The organism is Enterobacter sp. R4-368, assembly GCF_000410515.1.
Classification (GTDB): Bacteria; Pseudomonadota; Gammaproteobacteria; order Enterobacterales; family Enterobacteriaceae; genus Kosakonia.
This window is the reverse complement of sequence record NC_021500.1, coordinates 3,952,443-3,977,309: the sequence shown is the minus strand read 5'-3', so window position 1 is coordinate 3,977,309 and position 24,867 is coordinate 3,952,443. Positions and strand designations below refer to the sequence as shown.

Annotated in this window: 22 protein-coding genes; 4 read left to right on the top strand and 18 right to left on the bottom strand. The window is 52.8% G+C overall.

All coding sequences use genetic code 11. The features are described from left to right. Nucleotides 1-27: 27 nt before the first annotated feature. From rnhB to rpsB, 15 genes are all read right to left on the bottom strand, one after another. Nucleotides 28-624: a ribonuclease HII gene (rnhB, locus tag H650_RS18520; protein WP_020456615.1), complete on the bottom strand. Its 597-nt coding sequence runs from the start codon at nt 622-624 to the stop codon at nt 28-30. Continuing rightward, nucleotides 621-1,769, bottom strand: a complete 1,149-nt coding sequence (lpxB, locus tag H650_RS18515) for a lipid-A-disaccharide synthase (RefSeq protein WP_020456614.1) — start codon at nt 1,767-1,769, stop codon at nt 621-623. Before lpxB ends, rnhB begins: the two co-directional genes overlap by 4 nt. Beyond that, entirely contained in the window at nt 1,769-2,557 is a 789-nt protein-coding gene (gene lpxA / locus H650_RS18510; protein WP_020456613.1) for an acyl-ACP--UDP-N-acetylglucosamine O-acyltransferase, read from the bottom strand. The genes lpxB and lpxA overlap by 1 nt, the downstream gene beginning before the upstream one ends. 3 nt (nt 2,558-2,560) lie before the next feature. After that, nucleotides 2,561-3,016 (bottom strand): 3-hydroxyacyl-ACP dehydratase FabZ, encoded by a 456-nt coding sequence (fabZ, locus tag H650_RS18505; RefSeq protein ID WP_017458006.1) that lies wholly within the window; start codon nt 3,014-3,016, stop codon nt 2,561-2,563. A gap of 161 nt (nt 3,017-3,177) precedes the next feature. Next, on the bottom strand, nt 3,178-4,206 hold the full coding sequence (gene lpxD / locus H650_RS18500; RefSeq protein ID WP_020456612.1) for a UDP-3-O-(3-hydroxymyristoyl)glucosamine N-acyltransferase: 1,029 nt from the start codon (nt 4,204-4,206) through the stop codon (nt 3,178-3,180). A gap of 3 nt (nt 4,207-4,209) precedes the next feature. Beyond that, entirely contained in the window at nt 4,210-4,704 is a 495-nt protein-coding gene (gene skp / locus H650_RS18495; RefSeq protein WP_020456611.1) for a molecular chaperone Skp, read from the bottom strand. A 117-nt stretch (nt 4,705-4,821) separates the two neighbouring features. After that, a complete protein-coding gene (gene bamA / locus H650_RS18490; RefSeq protein ID WP_020456610.1) occupies nt 4,822-7,239 on the bottom strand; it encodes an outer membrane protein assembly factor BamA in 2,418 nt (805 codons plus the stop codon). A 31-nt stretch (nt 7,240-7,270) separates the two neighbouring features. Beyond that, nucleotides 7,271-8,620 (bottom strand): sigma E protease regulator RseP, encoded by a 1,350-nt coding sequence (rseP, locus tag H650_RS18485; RefSeq protein ID WP_020456609.1) that lies wholly within the window; start codon nt 8,618-8,620, stop codon nt 7,271-7,273. 11 nt (nt 8,621-8,631) lie between these two features. Continuing rightward, nucleotides 8,632-9,489, bottom strand: coding sequence for a phosphatidate cytidylyltransferase (cdsA, locus tag H650_RS18480; protein WP_020456608.1), 858 nt, complete (start codon nt 9,487-9,489; stop codon nt 8,632-8,634). 12 nt (nt 9,490-9,501) lie between these two features. Beyond that, nucleotides 9,502-10,260, bottom strand: coding sequence for a (2E,6E)-farnesyl-diphosphate-specific ditrans,polycis-undecaprenyl-diphosphate synthase (ispU, locus tag H650_RS18475; RefSeq protein WP_017458000.1), 759 nt, complete (start codon nt 10,258-10,260; stop codon nt 9,502-9,504). A gap of 183 nt (nt 10,261-10,443) precedes the next feature. Continuing rightward, nucleotides 10,444-11,643 carry a 1-deoxy-D-xylulose-5-phosphate reductoisomerase gene (ispC, locus tag H650_RS18470; protein WP_044489790.1) on the bottom strand — a complete coding sequence of 400 codons (1,200 nt, stop codon included), beginning with the start codon at nt 11,641-11,643 and terminating at the stop codon, nt 10,444-10,446. Nucleotides 11,644-11,740: 97 nt separating this feature from the next. After that, nucleotides 11,741-12,298, bottom strand: coding sequence for a ribosome recycling factor (gene frr, locus H650_RS18465; protein WP_017457998.1), 558 nt, complete (start codon nt 12,296-12,298; stop codon nt 11,741-11,743). 149 nt (nt 12,299-12,447) lie between these two features. Then, the gene (pyrH, locus tag H650_RS18460) at nt 12,448-13,173 is read right to left on the bottom strand and encodes a UMP kinase (RefSeq protein WP_017457997.1); all 726 of its coding nucleotides are present in this window, start codon (nt 13,171-13,173) and stop codon (nt 12,448-12,450) included. A gap of 148 nt (nt 13,174-13,321) precedes the next feature. Continuing rightward, the gene (gene tsf, locus H650_RS18455) at nt 13,322-14,173 is read right to left on the bottom strand and encodes a translation elongation factor Ts (protein WP_017457996.1); all 852 of its coding nucleotides are present in this window, start codon (nt 14,171-14,173) and stop codon (nt 13,322-13,324) included. Between the two features lie 138 nt (nt 14,174-14,311). Then, the gene (gene rpsB / locus H650_RS18450) at nt 14,312-15,037 is read right to left on the bottom strand and encodes a 30S ribosomal protein S2 (protein ID WP_020456605.1); all 726 of its coding nucleotides are present in this window, start codon (nt 15,035-15,037) and stop codon (nt 14,312-14,314) included. Between the two features lie 309 nt (nt 15,038-15,346). On the opposite strand from rpsB, the gene map reads away from it, so the two are divergent. The 4 genes from map to H650_RS18430 all read left to right on the top strand — a co-directional run bounded on the left by map (nt 15,347) and on the right by H650_RS18430 (nt 20,338). After that, a complete protein-coding gene (map, locus tag H650_RS18445) occupies nt 15,347-16,138 on the top strand; it encodes a type I methionyl aminopeptidase (protein WP_020456604.1) in 792 nt (263 codons plus the stop codon). A 156-nt stretch (nt 16,139-16,294) separates the two neighbouring features. Beyond that, nucleotides 16,295-18,970 carry a bifunctional uridylyltransferase/uridylyl-removing protein GlnD gene (glnD, locus tag H650_RS18440; RefSeq protein WP_017457993.1) on the top strand — a complete coding sequence of 892 codons (2,676 nt, stop codon included), beginning with the start codon at nt 16,295-16,297 and terminating at the stop codon, nt 18,968-18,970. 32 nt (nt 18,971-19,002) lie between these two features. Continuing rightward, nucleotides 19,003-19,827: a 2,3,4,5-tetrahydropyridine-2,6-dicarboxylate N-succinyltransferase gene (gene dapD, locus H650_RS18435; protein WP_020456603.1), complete on the top strand. Its 825-nt coding sequence runs from the start codon at nt 19,003-19,005 to the stop codon at nt 19,825-19,827. Between the two features lie 121 nt (nt 19,828-19,948). Continuing rightward, a complete protein-coding gene (locus H650_RS18430; RefSeq protein ID WP_017457991.1) occupies nt 19,949-20,338 on the top strand; it encodes a DUF3461 family protein in 390 nt (129 codons plus the stop codon). A 52-nt stretch (nt 20,339-20,390) separates the two neighbouring features. Here H650_RS18430 and cdaR read toward each other — a convergent pair whose 3' ends face one another. The 3 genes from cdaR to dgt all read right to left on the bottom strand — a co-directional run bounded on the left by cdaR (nt 20,391) and on the right by dgt (nt 24,793). Then, the gene (gene cdaR / locus H650_RS18425) at nt 20,391-21,548 is read right to left on the bottom strand and encodes a DNA-binding transcriptional regulator CdaR (RefSeq protein WP_020456602.1); all 1,158 of its coding nucleotides are present in this window, start codon (nt 21,546-21,548) and stop codon (nt 20,391-20,393) included. 160 nt (nt 21,549-21,708) lie between these two features. Further along, a complete protein-coding gene (degP, locus tag H650_RS18420; RefSeq protein ID WP_044489568.1) occupies nt 21,709-23,145 on the bottom strand; it encodes a serine endoprotease DegP in 1,437 nt (478 codons plus the stop codon). Between the two features lie 133 nt (nt 23,146-23,278). After that, nucleotides 23,279-24,793 (bottom strand): dGTPase, encoded by a 1,515-nt coding sequence (gene dgt / locus H650_RS18415; RefSeq protein ID WP_020456600.1) that lies wholly within the window; start codon nt 24,791-24,793, stop codon nt 23,279-23,281. Nucleotides 24,794-24,867: the final 74 nt, after the last annotated feature.

Here is a 24,867-nt window from a genome sequence, read left to right as displayed (position 1 = left end):
GCCTGGTTTATTTCACGTTCACAAGAATCAGGACGCAAGACCCAACGCGCGTTTGACCGGCGCAAAGCTGCGTCGGTGATGCTCGGTTGCGCCGTGCTCCGCCAGTCTCTCCAGATGGAAAGCCGTAGGATAGCCTTTATGCTGCGCAAAGCCATATTGCGGAAAAATGATATCAAGTTCGGCCATCTCCGCATCGCGGGTCACTTTGGCGAGAATCGACGCGGCGCTGATTTCTGCGACACGGCTATCGCCTTTTACCACCGCCAGCGAAGGCATCGGCAAAGCCGGGCAACGGTTACCGTCGATCAGCACGAACTCAGGCGCAATTGCTAGCCCGGCAACAGCGCGCTGCATCGCCAGCATGGTGGCATGCAAAATGTTCAACTCGTCAATTTCATGCGGTTCCGCGCGGCCCAGGCTCCAGGCCAGCGCCTTCTCTTTGATCTCATCGCAGAGCGACAAACGGCGTTTTTCGGATAATTTTTTAGAATCGTTCAGACCGATAATAGGACGTTCAGGATCGAGGATCACCGCCGCTGTTACTACCGCGCCCACCAGCGGGCCGCGACCGACTTCATCCACACCCGCGACCAAATGCGTATGCGGATAAACAAACTCTATCATTGTGCTAACTCCAGTACGGCGTCAGCCGCCTGTTCATCGGCATTGCAGCGAATCTGCAAATGCAATTCGCGGAAAATGTCGTGCATCTCGTGGCTGGTTTTGCCGTTGGCCAGTAAGGGTTCCAGCGCGGCAGCAAGCGCCCGGGGATTGCATTCATCCTGGAGCAACTCTTTAACCAGCTCACGCCCGGCAAGCAAGTTTGGCAGCGACACATAGGGCGTTTTTACCAGACGTTTTGCCAGCCAGAAAGTGAATGGCTTCATACGATAGCCAACTACCATCGGGCATTTCGCCAGCATGCACTCCAGCGCAGCGGTCCCCGAGGCCAGCAGCGCGGCGTCTGCGGCGATCATCGCTTCCCGCGCCTGGCCATCAAGCATATGCACCGGCAGCTCGGGTGCGACTTCCGCTTTAATGCGCTCAAACTGTTCACGCCGTTTCGCATTGACCAACGGCACAATCACTTCAAGATCGGGGTAGCGCTCACGCAGCAACTGGGCGGTACGCAGGAAGTCCGCACTCAGCATTTCGACTTCCGCCCCGCGACTGCCCGGCAGTAAAGCCAGACAATGCACGTTATCAGCAATCCCAAGGTGCGCCCGCGCCGCGTTCTTATCGGGATCCAGCGGCATGGCATCCGCCATGGTATGGCCGATAAAACGGCACGGTACGTTAAATTTATCGTAAAACGCTTTTTCGAAAGGCAGAAACGCGAGCACCAGGTTGGTGGCTCTGCCGATTTTGAAAACGCGTTTTTGTCGCCACGCCCAGACGGACGGACTGACATAGTGGATGGTTTTAATACCCTGCTTTTTCAGATTGCCTTCGAGGGTAATATTGAAATCCGGCGCGTCGATGCCGACAAAGACATCCGGTTTCAGTTCGCTAAAACGACGGGTTAAATCGGCGCGGATATGCAGCAGACGGCGCAAACGCCCCAGCACCTCAACGATGCCCATTACCGCCAGCTCTTCCATTTCATACCAGGCTTCGCAGCCTTCGGCCTGCATACGCGGCCCCGCGACCCCGACAAAACGAGCATTCGGCAGGCGAGCTCGCAGCGCGCGGATAAGACCGGCACCAAGAATATCGCCGGAGGTTTCTCCGGCGACGAGGGCTATCGTAAGAGGACGCGCGTCGATCATTAACGGATCAAACCACGTGTTGAGCGCTCAAAGAACTGCATAAATGCGTCAACTTCCGGGTGCTTCGCAGCAAGCTCAGCAATTTCCGGTTTCGCCTCTTCCAGCGTTTTACCGCTGCGGTACAGCAATTTGTACGCATTACGAATAGCCACTAACGCTTCTCTGCTAAAGCCGCGACGTTTCAGACCTTCAATGTTCACACCAAACGGTGTGGCATGGTTGCCCTGAGCGATCACGTAAGGCGGTACGTCCTGGGCAACGCCGGAACACCCGCCAACCATCACGTGCGCACCGATAATGCAGAACTGATGCACTGCGGTCATGCCGCCGATGATGGCAAAGTCGTCGACGGAAACATGCCCCGCCAGCGTCGCGTTATTTGCGAGGATACAGCGATTTCCAACCGTACAATCGTGCGCAATGTGCGCGTTGATCATCAGCAGGTTATCGCTGCCCACCTTCGTCAATCCACCACCCTGTACTGTGCCACGGTGGATGGTGACGCTTTCGCGGATGCGGTTGCGATCGCCAATTTCCACACGAGTCGGTTCACCAGCATATTTCAAATCCTGGTTCACCTCGCCGATGGAGGCGAACTGATAAATCTCGTTGTCACGACCAATGGTCGTATGACCATTCACCACGACGTGAGATTTCAGTACGGTACCGTCACCAATTTCAACGTGAGGTCCCACAATACAAAATGGGCCAATATGAGCGTTAGCACCAATAACGGCACCGTCTTCAACAATGGCAGTAGGATGAATAAAGGCGGTTTTATCAATCACGTATCAGGCCTCCCGGCTACGTGCACACATCATAGTAGCTTCACAAACAATTTTACCGTCTACCAGCGCAACCCCTTTAAAACGGGTCAGGCCACGGCGGGTTTTTTCGAAAGTGACTTCCATGATCATCTGATCGCCTGGCACAACAGGACGCTTAAAGCGCGCTTCGTCGATACCGGCGAAGTAATACAGCTCACCCGGCTCCAGTTTACCAACGCTTTTAAACGCCAGAATACCGGTTGCCTGCGCCATTGCTTCAAGAATCAGCACGCCCGGGAAAATCGGTTTGCCAGGGAAGTGCCCCTGGAAAAACGGCTCGTTTACCGAAACATTTTTGACTGCGCGCAGAAAACGACCTTCTTCAAAATCCAGCACGCGATCAACCAGTAAGAACGGGTAGCGGTGCGGCAGAAGCTCCAGGATCTCTTCAATGTGCAGAGTATGAGTGTCAGTAGTCAAAATACTCTTCCTGTCCAAATATACTAAAAGGCAATAATAACACGGCCCGCGGCAATCATAAGAATGCCAACAGGCCGGGAAGTATATACACTTTATTCTTCGAGGTGCAGAGGCTTTTCTGTCCCGCGAATTCTTCTGTGTACAAGCGTTATGCGGATGAATTATTCGTCTTGTTGATTAACCTTGCGCTCGATAGCTTTCAGGCGCTTGCTCATATCATCAATATTCATCACCAGGGCTGCGGTTTTTCGCCACACTTTGTTCGGTTGCAGCGGGATACCTGAGGAGTAAATACCCGGCTCAGTGATAGGACGCATGACCATCCCCATCCCCGTTACGGTAACCTTGTCGCAAATTTCCATGTGCCCGTTGATTACGCTGGCGCCGCCAATCATGCAATAGCGACCAATTTTTAAACTACCCGCCATGATGACGCCACCGGCAACCGCAGTATTGTCGCCAATCACAACGTTATGTGCAATCTGACACTGGTTATCAATGATGACGCCGTTACCAATGCAGGTATCATCCAGCGCACCACGATCGATGGTCGTACATGCACCGATCTCAACGTTGTTGCCGATAATGACGCGACCAAGCTGTGGGATTTTAACCCAGTTGCCACGATCGTTGGCATAGCCAAAGCCATCGGAACCTATCACCGTGCCGGATTGGATCAGGCAATTTTCACCGATCTCAATCTCATGGTAAATGGATACATTGGCCCACAGACGCGAACCCGCGCCAATTTTCGTATTTTTCCCAACGAAGCAACCCGGACCGATGACCACGTTATCGCCCAGGCTAACGCCAGATTCGATCACGGCGTTCGCGCCAATTGCTACGTTGCTACCCAGCTGAGCCGTAGGATCAATCACTGCTCCAGGCGCGATGTTCTGCGCAGGCTGCGGCGTGGTATCAAGAATTTGCGCCATACGTGCGTAGGTCAGGTAAGGATTTTTTACGACCAGCGCAGCGCTGTTGGCAAAGGGAAGATCGTCCTGCGTCATTACAACGGCAGAGGCCTGACATGCGGTCAGGTGTTCACGGTACTTAGGATTGACCATGAAAGTGATGTGGCCCGCTACGGCAGATTGCATGGACGCAACGCCGGTGATGACGATATCGCCATCACCGTGTAGTTCTGCATCCAACTGCTGAGCTAAATCAGCCAGTCGAATTGAAGGCATTACTTATTTAACCTGTTTCAGTACATCAGCGGTGATGTCTTTAACATCGTTGCTGTTGTAAATAACGGCGTTGGAAGGAATAACCAGATCAACACCCTGATCAGAAGCCACTTTTTTCACTGCGGTCTGGATACGAGTCACCAGCTTGCCACGTTCTTCATTAGAACGACGGGCCTGATCCTGCTCGAAAGCCTGCGCTTTTTGAGCGAATGCCTGGCGACCAGAAGTGATGTCTTTTTCCAGCTTGCTGCGATCGCTTGCCTTCATCGTGGAACCATCGCGCTGCAAACGCTGTGCTTTTGCTTGCAGGTCGGATTCCATGCTTTGCAGTTCGCTCGCGCGGCCGCCGAATTCGTTTTTCATGGTCTGAGAAACGCCGGAAGTCTGCGCAACCTGCTGCAGCAGGCTACCCATATCAACAATCGCAATTTTGTCAGCGGCCTGAGCTGACGCAGCCATTGCCAAACCGAAACCTGCAGCTAATAACAACTTTTTCACAATTAACTCCTTACCATCCCGTTTGTACCCGGAGGTACAGTTCTTTGCGTGGCCGGGCTTTCCATTGAAAGCCTCAGCCATCACTACACTGCTGGTGCATTCCATTGCAGTACGGCGTTACCAGGTTTTACCGATGTTAAACTGGAACTGTTCCGCTTTGTCTCCATCGTACTTTTTAAACGGCTGGGCGTAGGAGAAAACCAACGGCCCCAATGGGGACATCCATTGTAATGCGATACCGGCAGACATGCGGATATTGCTCGGATCGCTATAATCCGGAATACCCAGCGCTTTCATCTGCGCGGTATTTTGCCAGTTTGTATCCCACACGCTACCCGCATCCCAGAAGAACGAGGTCCGCACAGAGTTGGCGTATTTATCACTGATAAACGGCGTTGGTGTAATCAGCTCGGCGCTGACAACGCCCATTGCGTTACCGCCCACCGCATCATTAGACTTACAGAGCGAGTCTGCAACGGTATTCTTACAGTTGCTTTGGTTGTTGCCACCGTAGTAAACCGCTTTCGGACCAATGTTGTTGGACTGGAAGCCACGCACAGTGCTGGAGCCACCTGCGTAGAAGTTCTCATAGAACGGCAGCTCTTTGCCACCTAAACCGTCACCGTAACCCCAACGTGTACGGCCTAAGACCACCCATTTGTGATCGTCGTCAATCGGGAAGTAAGACGCAGTGTCGACAGTGACTTTGTAGAACTCGTTATCCGAGCCCGGAACCGTCACTTTACCGTTCAGGTTGACGCGTGAACCTTTCGTCGGGAAATAACCGCGGTCAAGGTTGTTGTAAGTCCAGCCGTAGTTAAAGGTGAAATCATCCGCCGAATAACCGTTGCTGTCGTTCTGCGTGCTGGCATTCTGCCCCACGGAATCCAGGTAACGCCACATTGCCACCTGCGGTTCCATCTTCGACAGGCTGTTATGAACATAGCCTAAACCAGCGCGCAGCGTGTTGTATTCGTTGATCGGGAAACCGAGCGTACCATCAAGACCGTAGCTCTTGTTGGTATAGGACGACAGATCCGCATCGTCAGCTTTAAAGTCGTTATAGAAGATACGACCGCCAAGGCTCACGCCATCAACCGTAAAGTACGGGTTGGTAACGGAGAACTCGGAGTAGGTCTGGTAGTCGTTTTTGGTTCCGCTGATACCAACGGAATAACCGGTACCTAACCAGTTATCCTGCTGAACGCCAACCTGGAAGCTGACGCCGCTTTCGGTACCGTAGCCAACGCCGAAGTTGAAGCTACCGGTGTTACGCTCTTTCACCTTATAGACCACATCAACCTGGTCCGGGCTACCCGGGATACGCTGGGTTTCCGTATCGACAGTTTCAAAATAGCCCAGGCGGTTCAGACGCTCTTTACCCTGATCGACCAGATCGCTGCCCAGCCACGCACCTTCCATCTGACGCATTTCGCGACGCAGTACGGAATCTTTAGAGGTGTCGTTACCTTCAAAGCGGATCTTACGCACGTAGAAGCGGTTGCCAGCATCAACGTTGATATGCAGCTTAACCGTTTTGTCCGTGTCGTTGATTTCAGGCTGCGACTGAACGCGCGGGTAGGCGTAACCATAGCGACCGAGAAGCTTTTTAATGTCATCTTCCATTTTGGTCACTTTGGCGCCGTTATACAGCTCGCCCGGCTCGATTTTCGTCAGGCTTTCAATTTCCGCAGAGTGGCCTGCGAGATTACCGCTAACCTGCACACCAGAGAGTTTGTACTGATCGCCCTCGGTCACGTTAACAGTAATGTAAATGCCTTTTTTGTCCGGCGTCAGGCTAACCTGCGTCGAATCAATGTTGAAACGTGCGTAACCGCGATCCAGATAGTAGCTACGCAGCGTTTCCAGGTCGCCCGCCAGTTTCTGTTTCTGGTATTTACGATCGCCGACAACGTTCCACCACGGCACTTCATCACGCAGCTGGAATGTGGAGATCAGCTGTTCCGTCGTGAAGGCATGGTTGCCGACAATATTAATCTGTTGGATTTGCGCGGAAACGCCTTCCTGGAAGACCAGCTTCAGGTCAACGCGGTTACGCGGCAATGGGGTGACGACAGCTTTGACGCTGGCGCTGTACTTACCCACGCTGTAGTAGAAGTCTTCCAGCCCTTTTTCGATATCGGAGAGGGTGGTGCGATCCAGTGATTCACCCACACGGACGCCAGAAGCTTCAAGGTTCTGTTTCAGCATGTCATCTTTCACCGACTTGTTGCCGGAGAAGGTGATGCTGGCGATTGTCGGGCGTTCTTTCACCTGAACGAGGAGCGTATCACCATCACGCAGGACACGAACATCCTCGAAGTTGCCGGTGGCAAACAACGCGCGAATGGTGTTACTGATATCTTCATCATTCACCGTATCGCCAGGACGAACTGGCATACTGAGGAGGGCCGCACCAACGGCGACACGCTGTAGGCCTTCGAAATGAATATCCTTCACTACGAATCCATCAGCACCGTATACGGTGGCGCTGCTAAACAGCAGCGACGCTATGAGCAACTTTTTCATCGCCATCGTTATTATGCGTTCTTCCTAACAAACTCTCTTACAAGCGAGAGAAATCATTGAAAAGTGCAAGCCCCATTAACAGCACCAGCAAGATAGAGCCAATGCGATAACTAAAGTCTTGAACTCGCTCGGATACCGGTCCGCCCTTCAGCTTCTCAATCGCCAAAAACAGCAGATGCCCGCCATCAAGAACAGGCAGAGGGAACAGGTTAATGATGCCTAAGTTCACGCTGATTAAAGCGAGGAACATCAGGTAGTAAATCAACCCGAACTCCGCTGACATCCCAGCCCCCTGAGCGATAGAAATCGGCCCACTGAGGTTGTTCAGTTTTACATCACCGGTGATCAATTTCCCCAACATACTGACCGTTAGCTTCATCAACTGCCAGGTTTTATCCGTGGCTTCAACAATGGCGCTAAATGGCCCGTACTGGCGTACTGTTTTGTATTCATCTGGCAGAGGAATGACTTTGGGCACCACGCCCGCAAACCCTTCTGCCTTGCTACCGGGCTTTGTATCCGGTATCAACGTCAAAGACAAGGGAGCCCCTTGTCTTTCCACTTCCAGCGCTAACGACGTACCTGGGTTATCCCGTACCAGCGTAACGAACGTCATCCACTGCGTTAACTGCTGACCATCGACTTTAACGATCCTGTCGCCAGCTTGCAAACCCGCTTTGCTGGCAGCGGAACCGGGTTGCACCTCCGCAAGCACCGGTTCAAGCTGTGCCGCACGGGGACGGATCCCCAGCGACATAACCGGATCGTCTTTATCAGGCGCAAAGGCCCAGTGACGTAAATCCAGCACCTTATCCTGGCGATTGTTACTGCCGAATGGCGCTACGCTGACGGTCGTCTGGCTATCGCCGATTTTAGACACCAACTGTAAGCGCACAGCATCCCAATCAGGCGTTTCGATGCCATCAATCGCTTTAAGTTCCGTGCCAGGTGCAATTTGCGCGTTTGCAGCGATAGAGTTGGGCGTTATTTCACCAACAACCGGACGAACGCCAGGGACACCGATGATAAACACCAGCCAGTAAGCGAAGATGGCAAAGATAAAGTTAGCGATGGGGCCGGCAGCGATAACGGCGGCACGCTGGCCGACCGTTTTATTATTGAAAGCGTAGTGGCGCATTTCCGGCGTAACCGCCTCAACGCGCTCATCCAGCATTTTGACATAACCACCCAAGGGGATCAGGGCGATGACGAATTCGGTGCCGTGTTTGTCGGTGCGACGCCAGAGCGCTTTACCAAAACCGATGGAAAAACGCTCAACCCGCACGCCACAGCGGCGAGCAACCCAGAAATGGCCAAATTCATGCACGGTGATCAATACACCAAGCGCAACAATGAACGCCGCCAGATTCCAGAGAATGCTCAGCATAAAACCTTCCGTCAAATCGTCCTGAAAACCAGCAATAACAGGCAGGCAAATACAGGAACTGCCGCTGTCAGGCTGTCAATGCGATCCAGTATACCGCCATGACCCGGAATAAGATGCCCACTATCTTTAATTCCGGCTTCACGCTTGAACATACTTTCCGTGAGATCGCCCAATACTGAGGCTAACGCCGCGACCACCGAGCAAATAAAGAGCGTAGATGAGGTTACATCCAGGTTCGCCCAAGCACCATAACCCCAGGAGATAATACCCGCAGTCAGCAGGCCCCCCAGGAAACCTTGCCAGGTTTTCCCCGGCGAGACTTTCGGTGCAAGTTTATGTTTGCCAAATAGTTTGCCAAACATATAAGCGCCTGAATCTGCTCCCCAAACGAGGATCATCACGTACAACAACCACAGCGCGCCGCTGTAGTGGTTTACATCGTAATGCCACACGCGCAGCGCCAGCATGCCCCAGAAAAAAGGGATAATCGTCAAGATACCGAAAATCAGGCGCAAAATTTTAGAGTGGCGCCACGCCGCAGCGGATGACGGGTAACTGAGGACTAACACCAACGCCACCAGCCACCAGGCCAGAGAGGCCCAGAGCGAGAACGTCACCAGCGGATGATGGGTATTATGGTGATATTCCGGCAACGTAAATAGCATAAGGGCGAGTAAAAACCCGCATAATACGGCCAACCAAACCCGCTGAGTCCGGGACGTAAAGCCGCTCAGTTGCCCCCACTCCCACGCAGCGAGCATGCAAACAGCGAGCGTAACGATCGCAAATCCCACCGGCGGCAGCAAAAAAAGCGCTGCAATAACAATGGGTATCAATACAAAAGCAGAAATCAGGCGATACTTCAGCAAAAGCAACCCCCATCAGGCTTTGTCGCCACCTGGCTCGGTACCGCCGAAACGACGCTCTCGATTGGCAAAGGCATGCAGCGCACCTTCAAAGTCTTGTTCATCAAAATCGGGCCAAAGAACATCTGTAAAGTAAAGTTCGGCATAGGCAATTTGCCAAAGTAAAAAATTACTTATGCGATGTTCCCCACCAGTCCTAATCACTAAATCCACGGGAGCCAGCTCATGCATGCAGACTTGCTTATTGAGCGTTTCTTCATCAATTTGATCCGGGCGCAACAGCCCTTCCTGCACCTGCTCGGCAAGCTGCCGGACTCCCTGTACGATATCCCAGCGCCCACCATAGTTCGCTGCGATATTCAGCGTCAGCCCGGTGTTCTGGGCAGTTAACGCTTCCGCTTTGCGGATTCTCTCCTGCAAACGCGTATTAAAACGACTGGTATCGCCAATAATGCGTAAACGCACATTATGGCGGTGCAGGCTTTTTACTTCGCTATCCAGCGCCCACACAAACAACTCCATCAGCGCACTTACTTCCTGCGCCGGGCGATTCCAGTTCTCGCTACTAAAAGCATAAAGCGTCAGTGCATCAATACCATTATTGGCGGCAAAAGAGACCGCACGGCGTACAGACTTCGCTCCGGCCCGATGACCAAAAGCCCGAAGTTTCCCTTGTCTTTTCGCCCAGCGACCATTGCCATCCATAATTATCGCTACATGGCGGCAGCCATGCGTTGGCAAACTTTCGCTTATCGGTTGGTTAGCAGACAACATAACGCGTTTTAGTCCCTGAAAAGGATTTAGCGGTACTCAGGAATACAAAAGCCTTTACGCAAAAAAGCCGTGTAAACCACGGCTTACACCAAACGCCATAATACCAACTGGCAATTTTGTGGCGCAGACTATATCACCGAAGCCCAACGCTAACAAATAGCACCGTCACTCATCGCTGTAATATCACTGGCTTGCGAGGCGCATCACTTGTTTTTGCGCAACATCGCGTGCCTGTGCATCCACAGCCAGCACGTCATCAATGCTCTGCGGTTCGCGCAAATCCATCTGTTCAAGCACAGAAAGATTCAGGGCAGCAATATCTGTGAAACGGATAGCCGATGCCAGGAATGCCGAAACAGTGACCTCATTCGCCGCATTGAGCACCGTTGTTGCCGCCTGCCCTTCGTCCGAAGCATCAATGGCCAGCTTCAGGCAAGGATAGCGGTCAAAATCGGGCTGCGCGAAACTTAACGAACTTAGTTTGCAAAAATCGAGGGCATTAACACCTGACGGCACTCGTTCCGGCCAGGCCATCGTATGAGCGATGGGCGTACGCATATCCGGCTCACCCAGTTGTGCCAATACACTGCCATCCTGGTAACGCACCATGGAGTGGATCACCGATTGCGGGTGAATCAACACTTCCATCTGACGGGCAGAGGCATTAAACAACCAGCGCGCTTCAATGTATTCCAGACCTTTATTCATCATAGTGGCGGAGTCAACGGAGATCTTGCGCCCCATTGACCAGTTCGGGTGCCGACACGCCTGATCCGGCGTCATTGCGGCCAGATCGGAAAGTGGGGTCTCCCGGAACGGGCCACCAGACCCGGTAAGCAGAATAGACGAAACGCCATTCTGCTCCAGATCAGCGTACCCCAGGTTATGTTGAATTGTTTCCGGTAAACTCTGAAAAATAGCGTTATGCTCGCTGTCTACCGGCAAAAGCTGCGCCCCGCTCTCCTTCACCGCCTCCATAAACAGACGGCCGCACGTCACCAGAGCCTCTTTATTCGCCAGCAGCACCGTTTTCCCGGCACGAATAGCCGCAAGCGTTGGTACCAGGCCCGCAGCGCCCACAATGGCCGCCATCACCTGATCGACGCCGCTTAGCGCCGCCATTTCACAGGCTGCCTGTTGGCCGCTCAGCACGTCTGTTCGGCTACCATGTTCCCGCAAAGCACGCTTTACCTGTTGCGCGCTTTCGTCATCGTCCATCACCGCAAATTTGGGAGAAAACTCAAGGCACTGCTCAACCATGCGGGTAACATTTTTACCGGCAACCAGCGCAGTAACGGAGAAACGATCGGGATTGTGGCGAACCACGGCCAGCGTGCTGCAACCAATAGAACCCGTTGAGCCCAGAAGAGTTAAATGCTTCATGAAACGCTCGCAACGTTGCAAGGATAAAAAGCAAAACGCCGCCAGCAAAGCCACTCTCGCGGCTCTCTGTACGGCGTTTTAGTCGGTTTGTTTCGAATCAGAACTGCATCAGTTCCGCTTCTTTATCCGCCAGCGCCGCATCCACTTTTTTGATTGCAGCATCGGTCAGCTTCTGTACGTCATCCTGAGAACGACGATCGTCGTCTTCACTGATCTCTTTATCTTTCAGCAGTGCTTTCACTTTATCGTTCGCGTCACGACGAACGTTACGAACCGCAACGCGCGCTTGTTCAGCTTCGCCGCGTACAACTTTGATCAGATCTTTACGACGCTCTTCGGTCAGTGCCGGTAGCGGAACGCGAATATCGCTACCCGCAGAGCTCGGGTTTAAACCGAGATCGGAGGTCAAAATGGCTTTTTCAACAGCCGGGCTCATTGAGCGGTCAAACACGTTGATTTTCAGCGTACGGGAGTCTTCAACGGTAACGCTCGCCAGTTGGCGCAGCGGAGTCGGCGTACCGTAGTATTCCACAACGATGCCATCGAGCAGACTCGGGGAAGCGCGACCAGTGCGCACTTTGCTGATTTGAGTTTTGAACGCTTCGACGCATTTATCCATGCGTACTTCAGCATCTTTTCTGATATCGCTAATCACGTTACGGATCCTTGAAATCTTGTCGCAGGCAGGCCATACGGCGGGTGTGCTAAGTATAGCCTGTTCAATTTTTGGCACCCTGAAGATGCCAGAAAGAACTGCTCAATAAATTAAAGCGGAATCTTACCTTTATTTATTGCTTACGGGAATTATTCCGTAATCAATGTGCCTTCTTTTTCGCCCATGACAACGCGACGCAGCGCGCCAGGTTTGTTCATGTTGAACACGCGAATCGGCAGTTTATGGTCGCGAGCCAGCGTAAAGGCCGCCAGATCCATCACTTTCAGTTCTTTATCCAGCACTTCGCTGTAGCTCAGCTGTTCGCACAGCGTGGCAGTCGGATCGAGCACCGGATCGGCAGTAAACACGCCGTCCACTTTGGTCGCTTTCAGCACCACATCCGCTTCAATCTCAATACCGCGCAGGCACGCCGCAGAATCGGTAGTAAAGAACGGGTTACCTGTACCGGCGCTGAAAATGACCACGCGGTTGTTACGCAGCAGGCTAATCGCCTCCGCCCAGCTGTAGTTGTCGCAAACGCCATTTAACGGGAACGCGGACATCAGACGTGCGTTCACATAGGCACGATGCAGCGCATCACGCATTGCCAGGCCGTTCATCACGGTCGCCAGCATACCCATGTGGTCGCCCACTACGCGGTTCATCCCCGCTTTCGCCAGACCCGCCCCACGGAACAGGTTGCCGCCGCCAATCACCACGCCAACCTGAACACCCAGTTCAACCAGCTCTTTAATTTCCTGCGCCATACGGTCAAGAATGCTTGCGTCAATACCGAAGCCTTCGGATCCCTGGAGCGCTTCGCCGCTCAGCTTAAGCAGAATGCGTTTGTAGACGGGTTTTGCATTGGTAGCCATGTTTCTTTCCTGAGACTGTCAACAATTGGACGGGGGTTAATACCGGCGCTTATGATACGTCGCCTGCCAGCGCAAACACTAGTGTGCTGGCTGATTTTCAGATGAAGGGCATAAAAAGAAGCCGCCCTCAGGCGGCTCCTTTTATTGATTAAGACTGCTTGGACATGGCAGCAACTTCTGCTGCGAAGTCAGTCTCAACTTTCTCGATGCCTTCGCCCACTTCGAAGCGGATGAAGCCAGTTACGTCAGCGTTGTGCTCTTTCAGCAGCTGAGCAACAGATTTGCTCGGATCCATAACGAAAGGCTGGCCAGTCAGAGAAACTTCGCCGGTGAATTTCTTCATGCGGCCTTCAACCATTTTCTCTGCGATTTCTTTCGGTTTGCCAGACTGCATGGCGATGTCCAGCTGAACCTGGTACTCTTTTTCTACGACTTCAGCAGATACGTCTTCCGGTTTAACGAATTCCGGCTTGCTTGCAGCGATGTGCATTGCCAGCTGTTTAACCAGCTCGTCATCAGCGCCTTTAGCCGCAACCAGAACACCGATACGTGCGCCATGCTGGTAAGAACCCAGCACTTCGCCTTCCAGCGCAGAAACACGACGGATGTTGATGTTCTCACCGATTTTAGCAACCAGTGCAACGCGCTCTTCTTCGAACTGCGCTTTCAGAACTTCAACGTCAGTGATTTTGCCAGCAACCGCTGCGTCCAGAACTTTGTTAGCAAATGCCTGGAAACCACCGTCTTTTGCCACGAAGTCAGTCTGGCAGTTAACTTCCAGAATGATGCCGTAGGTGCCGTCGATTTTGGTGATGATCACGCCGTCAGCAGCAACGTTGCCTGCTTTTTTCGCCGCTTTGATCGCACCAGACTTACGCATGTTCTCGATCGCCAGCTCGATGTCGCCGTTCGCTTCAGTCAGCGCTTTTTTGCAATCCATCATGCCTGCGCCAGTACGTTCACGCAGCTCTTTTACCAGGGATGCGGTAATTTCAGCCATTCTTTATTCCTCGGGAGAGATATGACCTGCACGGTTTGCAACCAAACAGGCTTAAAAGTGAAAAAGGGGGCCATTAACAGGCCCCCTAACCAAACTCGGTACTACCTGCTCAATAAGGGGCTCAACGAGCGTGCCTTATTACTCAGCTTCTACGAAGCTTTCTTCCGCCTGAGTAGCCAGATCCGAAGAACGGCCTTCACGAACGGTAGCAGCAACGGCATTCAGGTACAGGCTAACAGCACGGATTGCGTCATCGTTACCCGGGATAACGAAGTCAACGCCGTCCGGATCGGAGTTGGTATCAACGATAGCAAATACCGGGATACCCAGGTTGTTTGCTTCTTTGATTGCGATGTGCTCGTGGTCAGCGTCGATAACAAACAGTGCGTCCGGCAGACCGCCCATGTCTTTGATACCGCCCAGGCTGTTTTCCAGCTTGTCCAGCTCACGAGTGCGCATCAGCGCTTCTTTCTTGGTCAGCTTGTCGAAGGTACCGTCTTGAGACTGAGTTTCCAGGTCTTTCAGACGTTTGATGGACTGACGAACGGTTTTCCAGTTAGTCAGCATACCGCCCAGCCAGCGATGGTTCACGAAGAACTGGTCGCAGCTCTGTGCAGCTTCTTTCACCGCTTCGCTTGCAGCGCGTTTAGTACCAACGATCAGGATTTTGCCTTTACGAGCAGCAATTTTGTTCAGCTCAGCCAGCGCTTCGTTGAACATCGGTACAGTTTTCTCAAGGTTGATGATGTGAACTTTGTTACGCGCACCGAAGATGAACGGCTTCATTTTCGGGTTCCAGTAACGGGTCTGGTGACCAAAGTGAACACCAGCCTTGAGCATGTCGCGCATGGAAACAGTTGCCATGTTTAAAACCTCTATATAAAAGTTGGGGTTATGCCTCCACGTATCCCATATTACCGACCCCGAAGGGCACCCCGGAATATGTGCCGATACGTGTGTGTTATTACACAAAGTGAGATTTGTGGCCCCTATCCCAAAACAGGAACGGAAGTCCGGCGCGCTTTATACCATAAAACACTGCCGGAAACCAATAGTTGTTGACGCAGAGTGCTGTTAATGATTCTCGATTTGGCACAACACTTGCCCGACTGTTACCATTGACAGCACTAATCCTGGTATAGTCGAAAAAATCGACACTGATGGACACATTCCATGGCTATCTCTATTAAGACACCTGAAGAAATCGAAAAAATGCGCGTCGCGGGCCGACTCGCCGCCGAAGTGCTGGAAATGATTGAACCGTACATTAAGCCGGGCGTCAGCACGGGTGAACTCGATCGCATCTGCAACGACTACATTGTCAATGAGCAGCATGCCATTTCCGCCTGCCTGGGTTATCACGGTTTCCCGAAATCGGTGTGCATCTCTATTAACGAAGTGGTGTGCCACGGTATTCCGGATGACGAAAAACTGCTGAAAGATGGCGATATCGTCAACATCGATGTGACCGTGATTAAAGACGAGTACCACGGCGACACCTCCAAAATGTTTATCGTCGGTAAGCCGACCATTCTGGGGGAGCGTCTGTGCCATATCACGCAGGAGAGCCTCTATCTGGCGCTGCGCATGGTCAAACCGGGTATCCGCCTGCGCACCCTTGGCGCAGCAATTCAGAAATATGTTGAAGCCCAGGGCTTCTCTGTCGTGCGCGAATATTGTGGTCACGGTATTGGCCGCGGCTTCCATGAAGAGCCGCAGGTGCTGCACTATGATGCTGACGATGGCGGTGTAGTGCTGCAAGCGGGCATGACATTTACCGTCGAGCCGATGGTAAACGCGGGCGATTACCGTATTCGCACCATGAAAGACGGCTGGACGGTGAAAACCAAAGACCGCAGCCTGTCTGCGCAGTATGAGCACACAATTGTCGTTACTGAAACCGGCTGCGAGATCCTGACGCTGCGCAAAGATGACACCATCGATGCCGTGCTAACCGCCGCCTGATTCTGACATTGCTAAATACGATAAACGGTCCGCTCTGCGGGCCGTTTTTTTTACCACTCTCCCCTGCAGCGTCATACATATAAACGACTTTTCATTTTTCATTATCTCTTTTAAGTTGTTTTGCTATGCATATGCACTCCAGACGGGTGGCCCATAATGAGCAACATCACTTCAGAACAATTTGTCAGCGCGGTACAACCCACCCTTCCCGGCCAGCCTGAATATCCAGGCGTTTGGTCACAAGACGAATTCCAGTGCGCCAACATCAAAGCGCATATCGAGGCTTTCCAGCAGTGGCTCGGGCACGTCTTTGATGCCGGTATTTCAGCCGAGCAATTAATCGAGGCGCGCACCGAATTTATTGATCAACTTCTGCAACGCTTATGGCTGGAGTACGGTTTTGGCGACGTCAGCGATACTGCGCTGGTAGCGGTCGGCGGTTACGGTCGCGGTGAGCTGCATCCGTTATCGGATATTGATTTACTGATCCTCAGCCGCAGCAAACTTTCCGACGAACAAGCGCAGAAAATTGGCGAACTGCTCACGCTGTTGTGGGATGTCAAACTCGAAGTGGGACACAGCGTTCGTACGCTGGATGAGTGCTTACAGGAAGGGTTATCGGATCTCACTGTCGCGACCAACTTAATTGAATCACGTCTGCTGATTGGCGACGTCGCGCTGTTTCTGGAACTGCAAAAGCATATTTTTAGCGACAGCTTCTGGCCATCGGAAACCTTTTTCCCGGCAAAAGTGGCGGAACAAAACGAGCGCCACCAGCGTTATCACGGCACCAGTTACAACCTGGAACCCGACATAAAAAGCAGCCCTGGCGGTCTGCGCGATATTCACACCCTGCAATGGGTTGCCCGCCGTCACTTTGGTGCCACGTCGCTGGATGAAATGGTGGGCTTTGGCTTTCTGACCGAAGCCGAGCGCAATGAGCTGAACGAATGTCTGCACTTGCTTTGGCGTATCCGTTTCGCGCTGCATCTGGAAGTGAGTCGCTACGACAACCGCCTGCTGTTCGACCGCCAACTGAGCGTAGCGCAGCGTCTGAATTATGTTGGTGAAGGCAACCAGCCTGTCGAACATATGATGAAGGATTTCTTCCGCGTCACCCGCCGCGTCGCGGAACTGAACCAGATGCTGTTACAGCTTTTCGATGAAGCGATTCTGGCGTTGACTACCGACGAGAAACCGCGCCCGATTGACGATGAATTTCAACTGCGCGGTTCGCTTATCGATCTGCGTGACGAAACGCTGTTTATCCGTGAGCCGCAGGCCATCCTGCGCATGTTCTATATTATGGTGCGCAACAGCAACATTACCGGCATCTACTCCACCACGCTGCGCCACTTGCGTCACGCCCGCCGCCATCTGACGCAGCCGCTGTGTTATATCGCCGAAGCGCGCTCAATTTTCCTCAGCATGTTGCGCCATCCAGGCGCCGTCAGCCGTGGTCTGCTACCAATGCACCGCCACAGCGTGTTGTGGGCCTATATGCCGCAGTGGTCGCACATCGTCGGTCAGATGCAGTTTGACCTCTTCCACGCTTATACCGTGGATGAGCACACCATTCGCGTATTGCTGAAACTGGAAAGTTTTGCCAAAGAAGAGACGCGCAATAAGCACCCTCTATGCGTGGAACTGTGGCCGCGTTTAACCCACCCGGAGCTGATCCTGATTGCGGCGTTGTTCCATGATATCGCCAAAGGCCGTGGCGGCGACCACTCCGTACTAGGGGCGCAGGATGTGCTGAAGTTCGCTGAATTACATGGGCTTAACTCACGCGAAACCCAGCTTGTCGCCTGGCTGGTGCGCCATCATCTATTGATGTCGGTCACCGCCCAGCGCCGTGATATTCAGGATCCGGAAGTCATCAAGCAGTTTGCCGAAGAGGTGCAAACGGAGAACCGTCTGCGCTTCCTTGTCTGCCTGACCGTGGCGGATATCTGTGCCACCAACGAAACCCTGTGGAACAGCTGGAAGCAGAGCCTGCTGCGCGAACTCTATTTCGCCACTGAAAAACAGCTGCGTCGCGGCATGCAAAATACGCCGGATATGCGCGAACGCGTGCGCCATCACCAGCTTCAGGCGCTGGCGCTGCTTCGTATGGACAATATTGATGAAGAGCAATTGCATCAGATTTGGGCGCGCTGTCGGGCGAACTATTTTGTTCGCCATAGCCCAAACCAGCTTGCCTGGCATGCGCGCCACCTGCTGCAACATGATCTGAGCAAGCCGATGATTTTGCTCAGCCCACAGGCCACGCGCGGCGGCACCGAGATCTTTATCTGGAGCCCGGATCGCCCGTATCTGTTTGCAGCGGTGTGCGCCGAGCTTGATCGTCGCAACCTGAGCGTTCACGATGCGCAGATTTTTACCACCCGCGACGGTATGGCAATGGACACCTTTATTGTGCTGGAACCGGACGGCAGCCCGCTCTCCGCCGATCGCCACGACGCGATTTGTTTTGGGCTGGAACAGGCCATTACACAGCACACCTGGCAGCCGCCGCAACCGCGCCGTCAGCCTGCCAAATTGCGCCACTTTACCGTCGATACCGAAGTGAATTTCCTGCCGACACATACCGACAGAAAATCGTTTCTTGAATTGATTGCCCTTGACCAGCCAGGGCTACTTGCCCGCGTCGGGCAGGTGTTTGCGGATCTGGGAATTTCGCTGCACGGGGCGAGAATTACAACCATTGGTGAGCGAGTAGAAGATTTATTTATAATCGCGACTGCCGACCGGCGTGGCCTTAATAATGCGCTGCAAAAGGAGGTACAACAACGGTTGACAGAGGCCCTCAATCCAAACGATAAAGGGTGATTATTTTTTTACACAGATGGAAAGAGTAAACAATGCAGCAGTTACAGAACGTTATTGAAGCCGCTTTCGAGCGTCGCGCAGAGATCACCCCGGCAAATGTCGATACCGTTACCCGTGAAGCGGTGAATCAGGTTATTGCCCTGCTCGATTCCGGCGCGCTTCGCGTCGCAGAGAAAATCGATGGTCAGTGGGTCACCCACCAGTGGCTGAAAAAAGCGGTTCTGCTCTCTTTTCGCATTAACGATAACCAGGTTATCGACGGTGCGGAAAGCCGCTACTTCGACAAAGTCCCGATGAAATTCGCCGACTACGACGAAGCGCGTTTCCAGAAAGAAGGCTTCCGCGTAGTGCCGCCAGCAGCGGTGCGCCAGGGCGCGTTTATCGCCCGCAACACCGTGCTGATGCCGTCTTATGTCAATATCGGCGCCTATGTTGATGAAGGCACCATGGTTGACACCTGGGCGACCGTCGGCTCTTGTGCGCAGATCGGTAAAAACGTTCACCTCTCCGGCGGCGTCGGTATTGGCGGCGTTCTCGAACCGCTGCAGGCAAACCCGACTATCATTGAAGATAACTGCTTTATTGGCGCACGTTCTGAAGTAGTCGAAGGTGTTATCGTAGAAGAAGGTTCTGTTATCTCGATGGGTGTGTACATCGGTCAGAGTACGCGTATTTACGATCGCGAAACCGGCGAAGTGCATTATGGCCGCGTACCGGCGGGCTCAGTGGTTGTTTCCGGCAACCTGCCGTCTAAAGATGGCAAATACAGCCTGTATTGCGCAGTAATTGTGAAAAAAGTGGATGCGAAAACGCGCGGTAAAGTAGGTATTAACGAACTGCTGCGCACTATCGATTAAGTCTGTCCCTCTTCCTGTCCGGAAGAGGGTGATATATCCCGCCTTTTTTGCATTCACAGGTGGCAAAAATAGATTTTTTCGTTAATTATTCATAGGTTATGTTGAGCTTAAGGGTACCGCTATGTACGATAATCTGAAAAGTTTAGGCATCACCAATCCCGATGAAATCGATCGCTATAGTCTCCGCCAGGAAGCCAATAACGATATTCTGAAAATCTATTTTCATAAGGATAAAGGCGAGTTTTTTGCCAAGAGCGTCAAATTCAAATACCCGCGCCAGCGTAAAACCGTTGTCGCCGATGGTGTCGGCCAGGGGTACAAAGAAGTGCAGGAAATCAGTCCTAACCTGCGCTATGTAATTGATGAATTGGATCAAATCTGCCAGCGCGATCGCACGGAAGTGGATCTGAAACGTAAGATCCTGGACGATCTGCGCCACCTGGAAAGCGTTGTGACTAACAAGATCAACGAAATCGAATCCGATCTTGAAAAGCTGACACGCGGGAAGTAAATCGCGGGGTCTATCGCATTGTGCCGGGCTAACGACCCGGCACAACATCACTTTAATGTTGTTCGTCTAACTGCAGCGCCACATACAGCAGCAACCTGTCGTCGAAGTTTCCTAAATCCAGCCCGGTCAGTTCCGAGATGCGGTTCAAACGATACTCCAGCGTATTGCGATGGATAAACAGCGCCTTAGATGTTGCCAGCGGCTGCACATTGTGGCGAAACCACGCCGCCAGCGTACGGCGCAACAAGCCGTTATTATCCATCGCTTTTAGCCGCGACAACGGGCGTGCCAGCTCGTTGGCCTGCCAACCACCGCGTAAGCTGTCGAGCAACACCGGTAACATCAAATCCTGGTAAAAATAGCTACGGCTTTCCGGCATACGCTGTTTACCCACCATCATGGTGGTGCGCGCCGTACGGTAAGAACGGGCAATGCTGCCAGGGCCGGTGAAGTAATTACCCAGCGCGACACGAAAACGCAACTGGCCGTTCTCTTTCATGCGCGTGATCAGCTGTTCCACCCGCTTGCGGTGATCTTCGGCATCCCAGCGACCAAACTGGTTAAGCGCTGGTTTCAGCACCACCATTTCGGTCAGCGAAACAATGGCAATCAGATTGTTGCGCTCAGGGGTGGTGAGGGCATTTTGCAGTTGCTGCAACTCGGCCATGGCGCTATCCACGCCCAACTGGCCGCTATCCACTTCCACCACCGCCACCACGCGCGGCTGGTTTAAATCAATGCCTAAACGCTGCGCCCATTCGGTCAATGCGGGCGTGTGCTCTTCCGCCTGGATCAGGTTCATGACCAGCTCTTCGCGCAAACGGCTATCCTGCGCCAACAGATGCATCAGACGGGATTGTTCCAGCATCATCTCGGCGGTCATGCAGACTAATTCGCCGTATTTGCGCAACGTTTCCGGTTCACCCGTCAGGCCAATAACACCCACGATTTCCCCTTCAAGACGTAACGGCAGGTTGATACCCTGACGCACACCATGCAGATGGCGGGCAACCGCATCGTCGATATCCACCACGCGGCCTTGCGAGAGCACCAGTAACGCGCCTTCGTGCAATTCACCAATACGTTCGCGGTCACCACTACCAATGATGCGACCCCGTGCATCCATCACGTTAATGTTCGTATCAATGATGCGCATCGTGCGCGCCACGATATCCTGTGCCATTTTGGTATCAAGATGCCAGCCAGCCATGTAACCCTCCCGTGTGCAGAGCCCAAGCATAGGGAAGAAAATTCCCGTACGCACTGTGCAAATGCACAAAGCGGCATTCAGAAGTATGGAGTTGTGGAAGGCTTCACAAAACAGAGGAAAGGCCCTCTTCCCGTGGTCCGGGAAGAGGGTTTACAGCGGATTACTGCATCAGCAGATAGATAGAGGTGTCACCGCGTTGAATGTTCAACGCCAGCACCGAAGGTTTACTGTCGAGGATTTTGCGCAGCTCAGCGATATTTTTCACCGGCTGCTGGTTCGCGCCGACAATCACATCGCCTTTTTTCAGGCCAATCTGCGCAGCCGGGGTATTGGCTTTCACCGAATTAACCACCACGCCGCCGTCTTTGCCTTTGTTGCTCATTTCCGCGCCTTCAATACCGCTGAAGATGGTGCTGGAATCAACCTGGTTCTGGCTGCTCTGCTGCAACTCGAGCGTAATATTCACCGGTTTGCCATCGCGCAGCAGGCCAAGTGCAACTTTGCTGCCAATCGGCATAGAACCGACTTCTGCACGCAGCGCAGCAAAGCTGCTAATCGGTTTACCGTTCAGAGATGTAATCACATCCCCTGCTTTCACACCGGCTTTCGCGGCGGCGGAATTCGGCATTACCTGGCTGACAAACGCCCCGCGCTGCGCATCGACTTTCATCGCTTTCGCCAGCTCGGAATTGAGTTCGGTACCCATAATACCCAGCTCACCACGGCGAACCTGACCGAACTCGACCATCTGCCCGGTGAGGTTTTTCACCATGTTACTTGGGATCGCAAAACCGATACCGATGTTGCCGCCATCCGGTGCGAGGATCGCGGTGTTAATACCGATCAGTTCGCCGTTCAGGTTCACCAGCGCGCCACCGGAGTTACCGCGGTTGATCGCAGCATCCGTCTGGATAAAGTTTTCATAGTTTTCCGCATTCAGGCCGCTGCGACCCAGTGCGGAGACAATCCCGGAAGTGACCGTTTCACCGAGACCAAACGGGTTACCAATCGCCACGGTGTAATCCCCCACGCGAAGGGCATCGGAGTCCGCCAGTTTAATCGCGGTCAGGTTTTTCGGATCCTGAATCTGAATCAGCGCAATGTCGGAACGCGGGTCTTTACCCACCACTTTGGCGTCAAATTTACGCCCGTCACTTAATTGCACTTTGATGGTGTTAGCGTTATCGACCACATGGTTGTTAGTCACCACATAGCCTTTCGCCGCATCAATGATCACGCCGGAACCCAGCGCCATAAATTTCTGCTGCTGGCTATCACCCTGCCCGCCCGGTGCGCCGCCGCCCTGACAGAACGGCGAGCTCTGGAACGGAGAGCCTTCCTGGCAGAACGGTGAATTATCACCAAAGAACTGCTGGAAGTTACGCGGCATACGCGGCGTGTTTACCGTGGTGCTGCCTTCAACATTGATACTCACCACCGACGGCATCACTTTTTCCAGCATCGGCGCGAGGCTAGGCATTTGTTGTGATGTCGCAGCTGTAGACGATGCTGTTTCCGCTGCCATAGCCGACAGAGGAGACAGCGCTAAACTTAAACTCAAAGCCAGTGCACTCATTGCTAACGTGGTTTTTTTCATGTCTCTCACTCTTTACCGATTAACGCAAACTGCTGTGTATGTGTCACTCAGAGTCGATTTATAGCGTGAAGTTCCGGCATTAAGTGTCTGGAAAAAGTAAAAATTTATTGTCGTTCTTTACAATTCAACGGCATTATTCCACCGCCATCAAACGACGATATTCATCCCATGAATATAGATCCGTCATCCCGCTAATATAATCCTGAATTAATCGACAACGGTGATAATACTCCAGCACCGGGTACTCTGCCGCGTCGGGCGATAATTTGCTCACCGCCTCAACGTAGGCTAGCCGGTGGCGCGTCGAAAGTTTTTGAAACAGGCGCGATTCAATCGGGAAACGACGCAAACGCTCTTTTTCCACCAGCTCGGCAAAATCCGCCGTCGATAATTGTAACAGCGGACGGTAAATATCCAGCAAACCACTGATAACGCGATAGCCCTGTAATTCGAGCTGCTCAACGTCGGGATGGCTGAACACCTGTTTTATGGCGACATTTTTATATAATTCAAGTAGCTGACTAAAGCTGCTTTCATCTTCCAGTAACGCGTGATTGAATTCACCGTTGAAAATCTGCGGCAAGTTATCAATAAAACGCTGTGCCGCGTACGGTACCAGTTTATTCAGCGTATTGACGCGCAGATACATGAAAAATTGATCTTCCGCGCTGCGGCTCATCGAATTAGCGCGTGATTTATCCCACGCGTTTTCGACCACCTGCGCAAACAACGATCCTTTTTCATGCTCCCCCCAGGCGTCATAAAGATGCTGATAAAGTTGTTCCGCGCTAAATATCCGTTTTTCTACCGCATCTTCTAAATCTGCCACGCAATAGGAAATATCATCCGCCGCTTCCATTATCCACGTCAGCGGAAAGCGACTGTAAGTATCAAGGTTTAATTCTTTACGCAGCCGTTCTACATAGCCTTCTTCAGAAAAATAGTAGCCCGGTTTTTTCATTAAATAACTGTGTGAGGCTGGCGGCTCGCCAATCCACCACGCCGGGCGCGTATATTTTAAAATACAGCCGACCTGCGCCCAGGTCAGGTTCATACGCATTAATGTATGCACCAGGCGGATCCCCTGCGCGTTACCTTCAAAATGGCTTAAATCATGGCGCACTTTCCGGCGTAATGCGTTCAGCGTGTCTTCGCCTTCACGCAATTTAAGCGCCACCACTTCGCAGCGATCGTCCGACAGCGGTTGGCTCACCGCATCATCCGGCGCCAGGCGCTGACGAAACCAGTCATTGATTGCCGCCTCGCCGAAATGGCCAAAAGGCGGGTTGCCGATATCATGCATCAGGCACGCCATCTCAACGATGCTTTCAAACGGCCCGGTCAGTTCATCCAGACCGTAGGTTTCCAGCAGGCGCTGCTCTTTCAGGCGGCTCAAAATCTCTTTGGCGATATAACGCCCCACTTGCTGAACTTCCAGCGAATGCGTCAAACGCGTGCGCACCGCCGCGTTACGCTCCAGCGGGAAAACCTGTGTTTTTTGCTGTAAACGTCGGATGGCGGCAGAGTTGATAATGCGCCCACGATCGCTTTCAAAGATGCGCAGTATTTCACGTTCGGTTTTTACACCCTGCGGCGAACGGTAGCGGCGGCGCCAGTTTATCTTGTTGCGAAAGTCGATCTCTGCCATTTCCTCTCCTGTGCTTAGCGTCACGGGATATCATGCAATTGTGTATGCCATGATAGACTATGCCCTGAAAACGT

What these genes read in the sequence shown, in the direction of transcription:
- rnhB (WP_020456615.1), bottom strand. Translation starts at nt 624, where the DNA reads ATGATAGAGTTTGTTTATCCGCATACGCATTTGGTCGCGGGTGTGGAT.
- lpxB (WP_020456614.1), bottom strand. Translation starts at nt 1,769, where the DNA reads ATGATCGACGCGCGTCCTCTTACGATAGCCCTCGTCGCCGGAGAAACC.
- lpxD (WP_020456612.1), bottom strand. Translation starts at nt 4,206, where the DNA reads ATGCCTTCAATTCGACTGGCTGATTTAGCTCAGCAGTTGGATGCAGAA.
- bamA (WP_020456610.1), bottom strand. Translation starts at nt 7,239, where the DNA reads ATGGCGATGAAAAAGTTGCTCATAGCGTCGCTGCTGTTTAGCAGCGCC.
- rseP (WP_020456609.1), bottom strand. Translation starts at nt 8,620, where the DNA reads ATGCTGAGCATTCTCTGGAATCTGGCGGCGTTCATTGTTGCGCTTGGT.
- ispU (WP_017458000.1), bottom strand. Translation starts at nt 10,260, where the DNA reads ATGTTGTCTGCTAACCAACCGATAAGCGAAAGTTTGCCAACGCATGGC.
- ispC (WP_044489790.1), bottom strand. Translation starts at nt 11,643, where the DNA reads ATGAAGCATTTAACTCTTCTGGGCTCAACGGGTTCTATTGGTTGCAGC.
- pyrH (WP_017457997.1), bottom strand. Translation starts at nt 13,173, where the DNA reads ATGGCTACCAATGCAAAACCCGTCTACAAACGCATTCTGCTTAAGCTG.
- tsf (WP_017457996.1), bottom strand. Translation starts at nt 14,173, where the DNA reads ATGGCTGAAATTACCGCATCCCTGGTAAAAGAGCTGCGTGAACGTACT.
- rpsB (WP_020456605.1), bottom strand. Translation starts at nt 15,037, where the DNA reads ATGGCAACTGTTTCCATGCGCGACATGCTCAAGGCTGGTGTTCACTTT.
- map (WP_020456604.1), top strand. Translation starts at nt 15,347, where the DNA reads ATGGCTATCTCTATTAAGACACCTGAAGAAATCGAAAAAATGCGCGTC.
- glnD (WP_017457993.1), top strand. Translation starts at nt 16,295, where the DNA reads ATGAGCAACATCACTTCAGAACAATTTGTCAGCGCGGTACAACCCACC.
- dapD (WP_020456603.1), top strand. Translation starts at nt 19,003, where the DNA reads ATGCAGCAGTTACAGAACGTTATTGAAGCCGCTTTCGAGCGTCGCGCA.
- H650_RS18430 (WP_017457991.1), top strand. Translation starts at nt 19,949, where the DNA reads ATGTACGATAATCTGAAAAGTTTAGGCATCACCAATCCCGATGAAATC.
- cdaR (WP_020456602.1), bottom strand. Translation starts at nt 21,548, where the DNA reads ATGGCTGGCTGGCATCTTGATACCAAAATGGCACAGGATATCGTGGCG.
- degP (WP_044489568.1), bottom strand. Translation starts at nt 23,145, where the DNA reads ATGAAAAAAACCACGTTAGCAATGAGTGCACTGGCTTTGAGTTTAAGT.
- dgt (WP_020456600.1), bottom strand. Translation starts at nt 24,793, where the DNA reads ATGGCAGAGATCGACTTTCGCAACAAGATAAACTGGCGCCGCCGCTAC.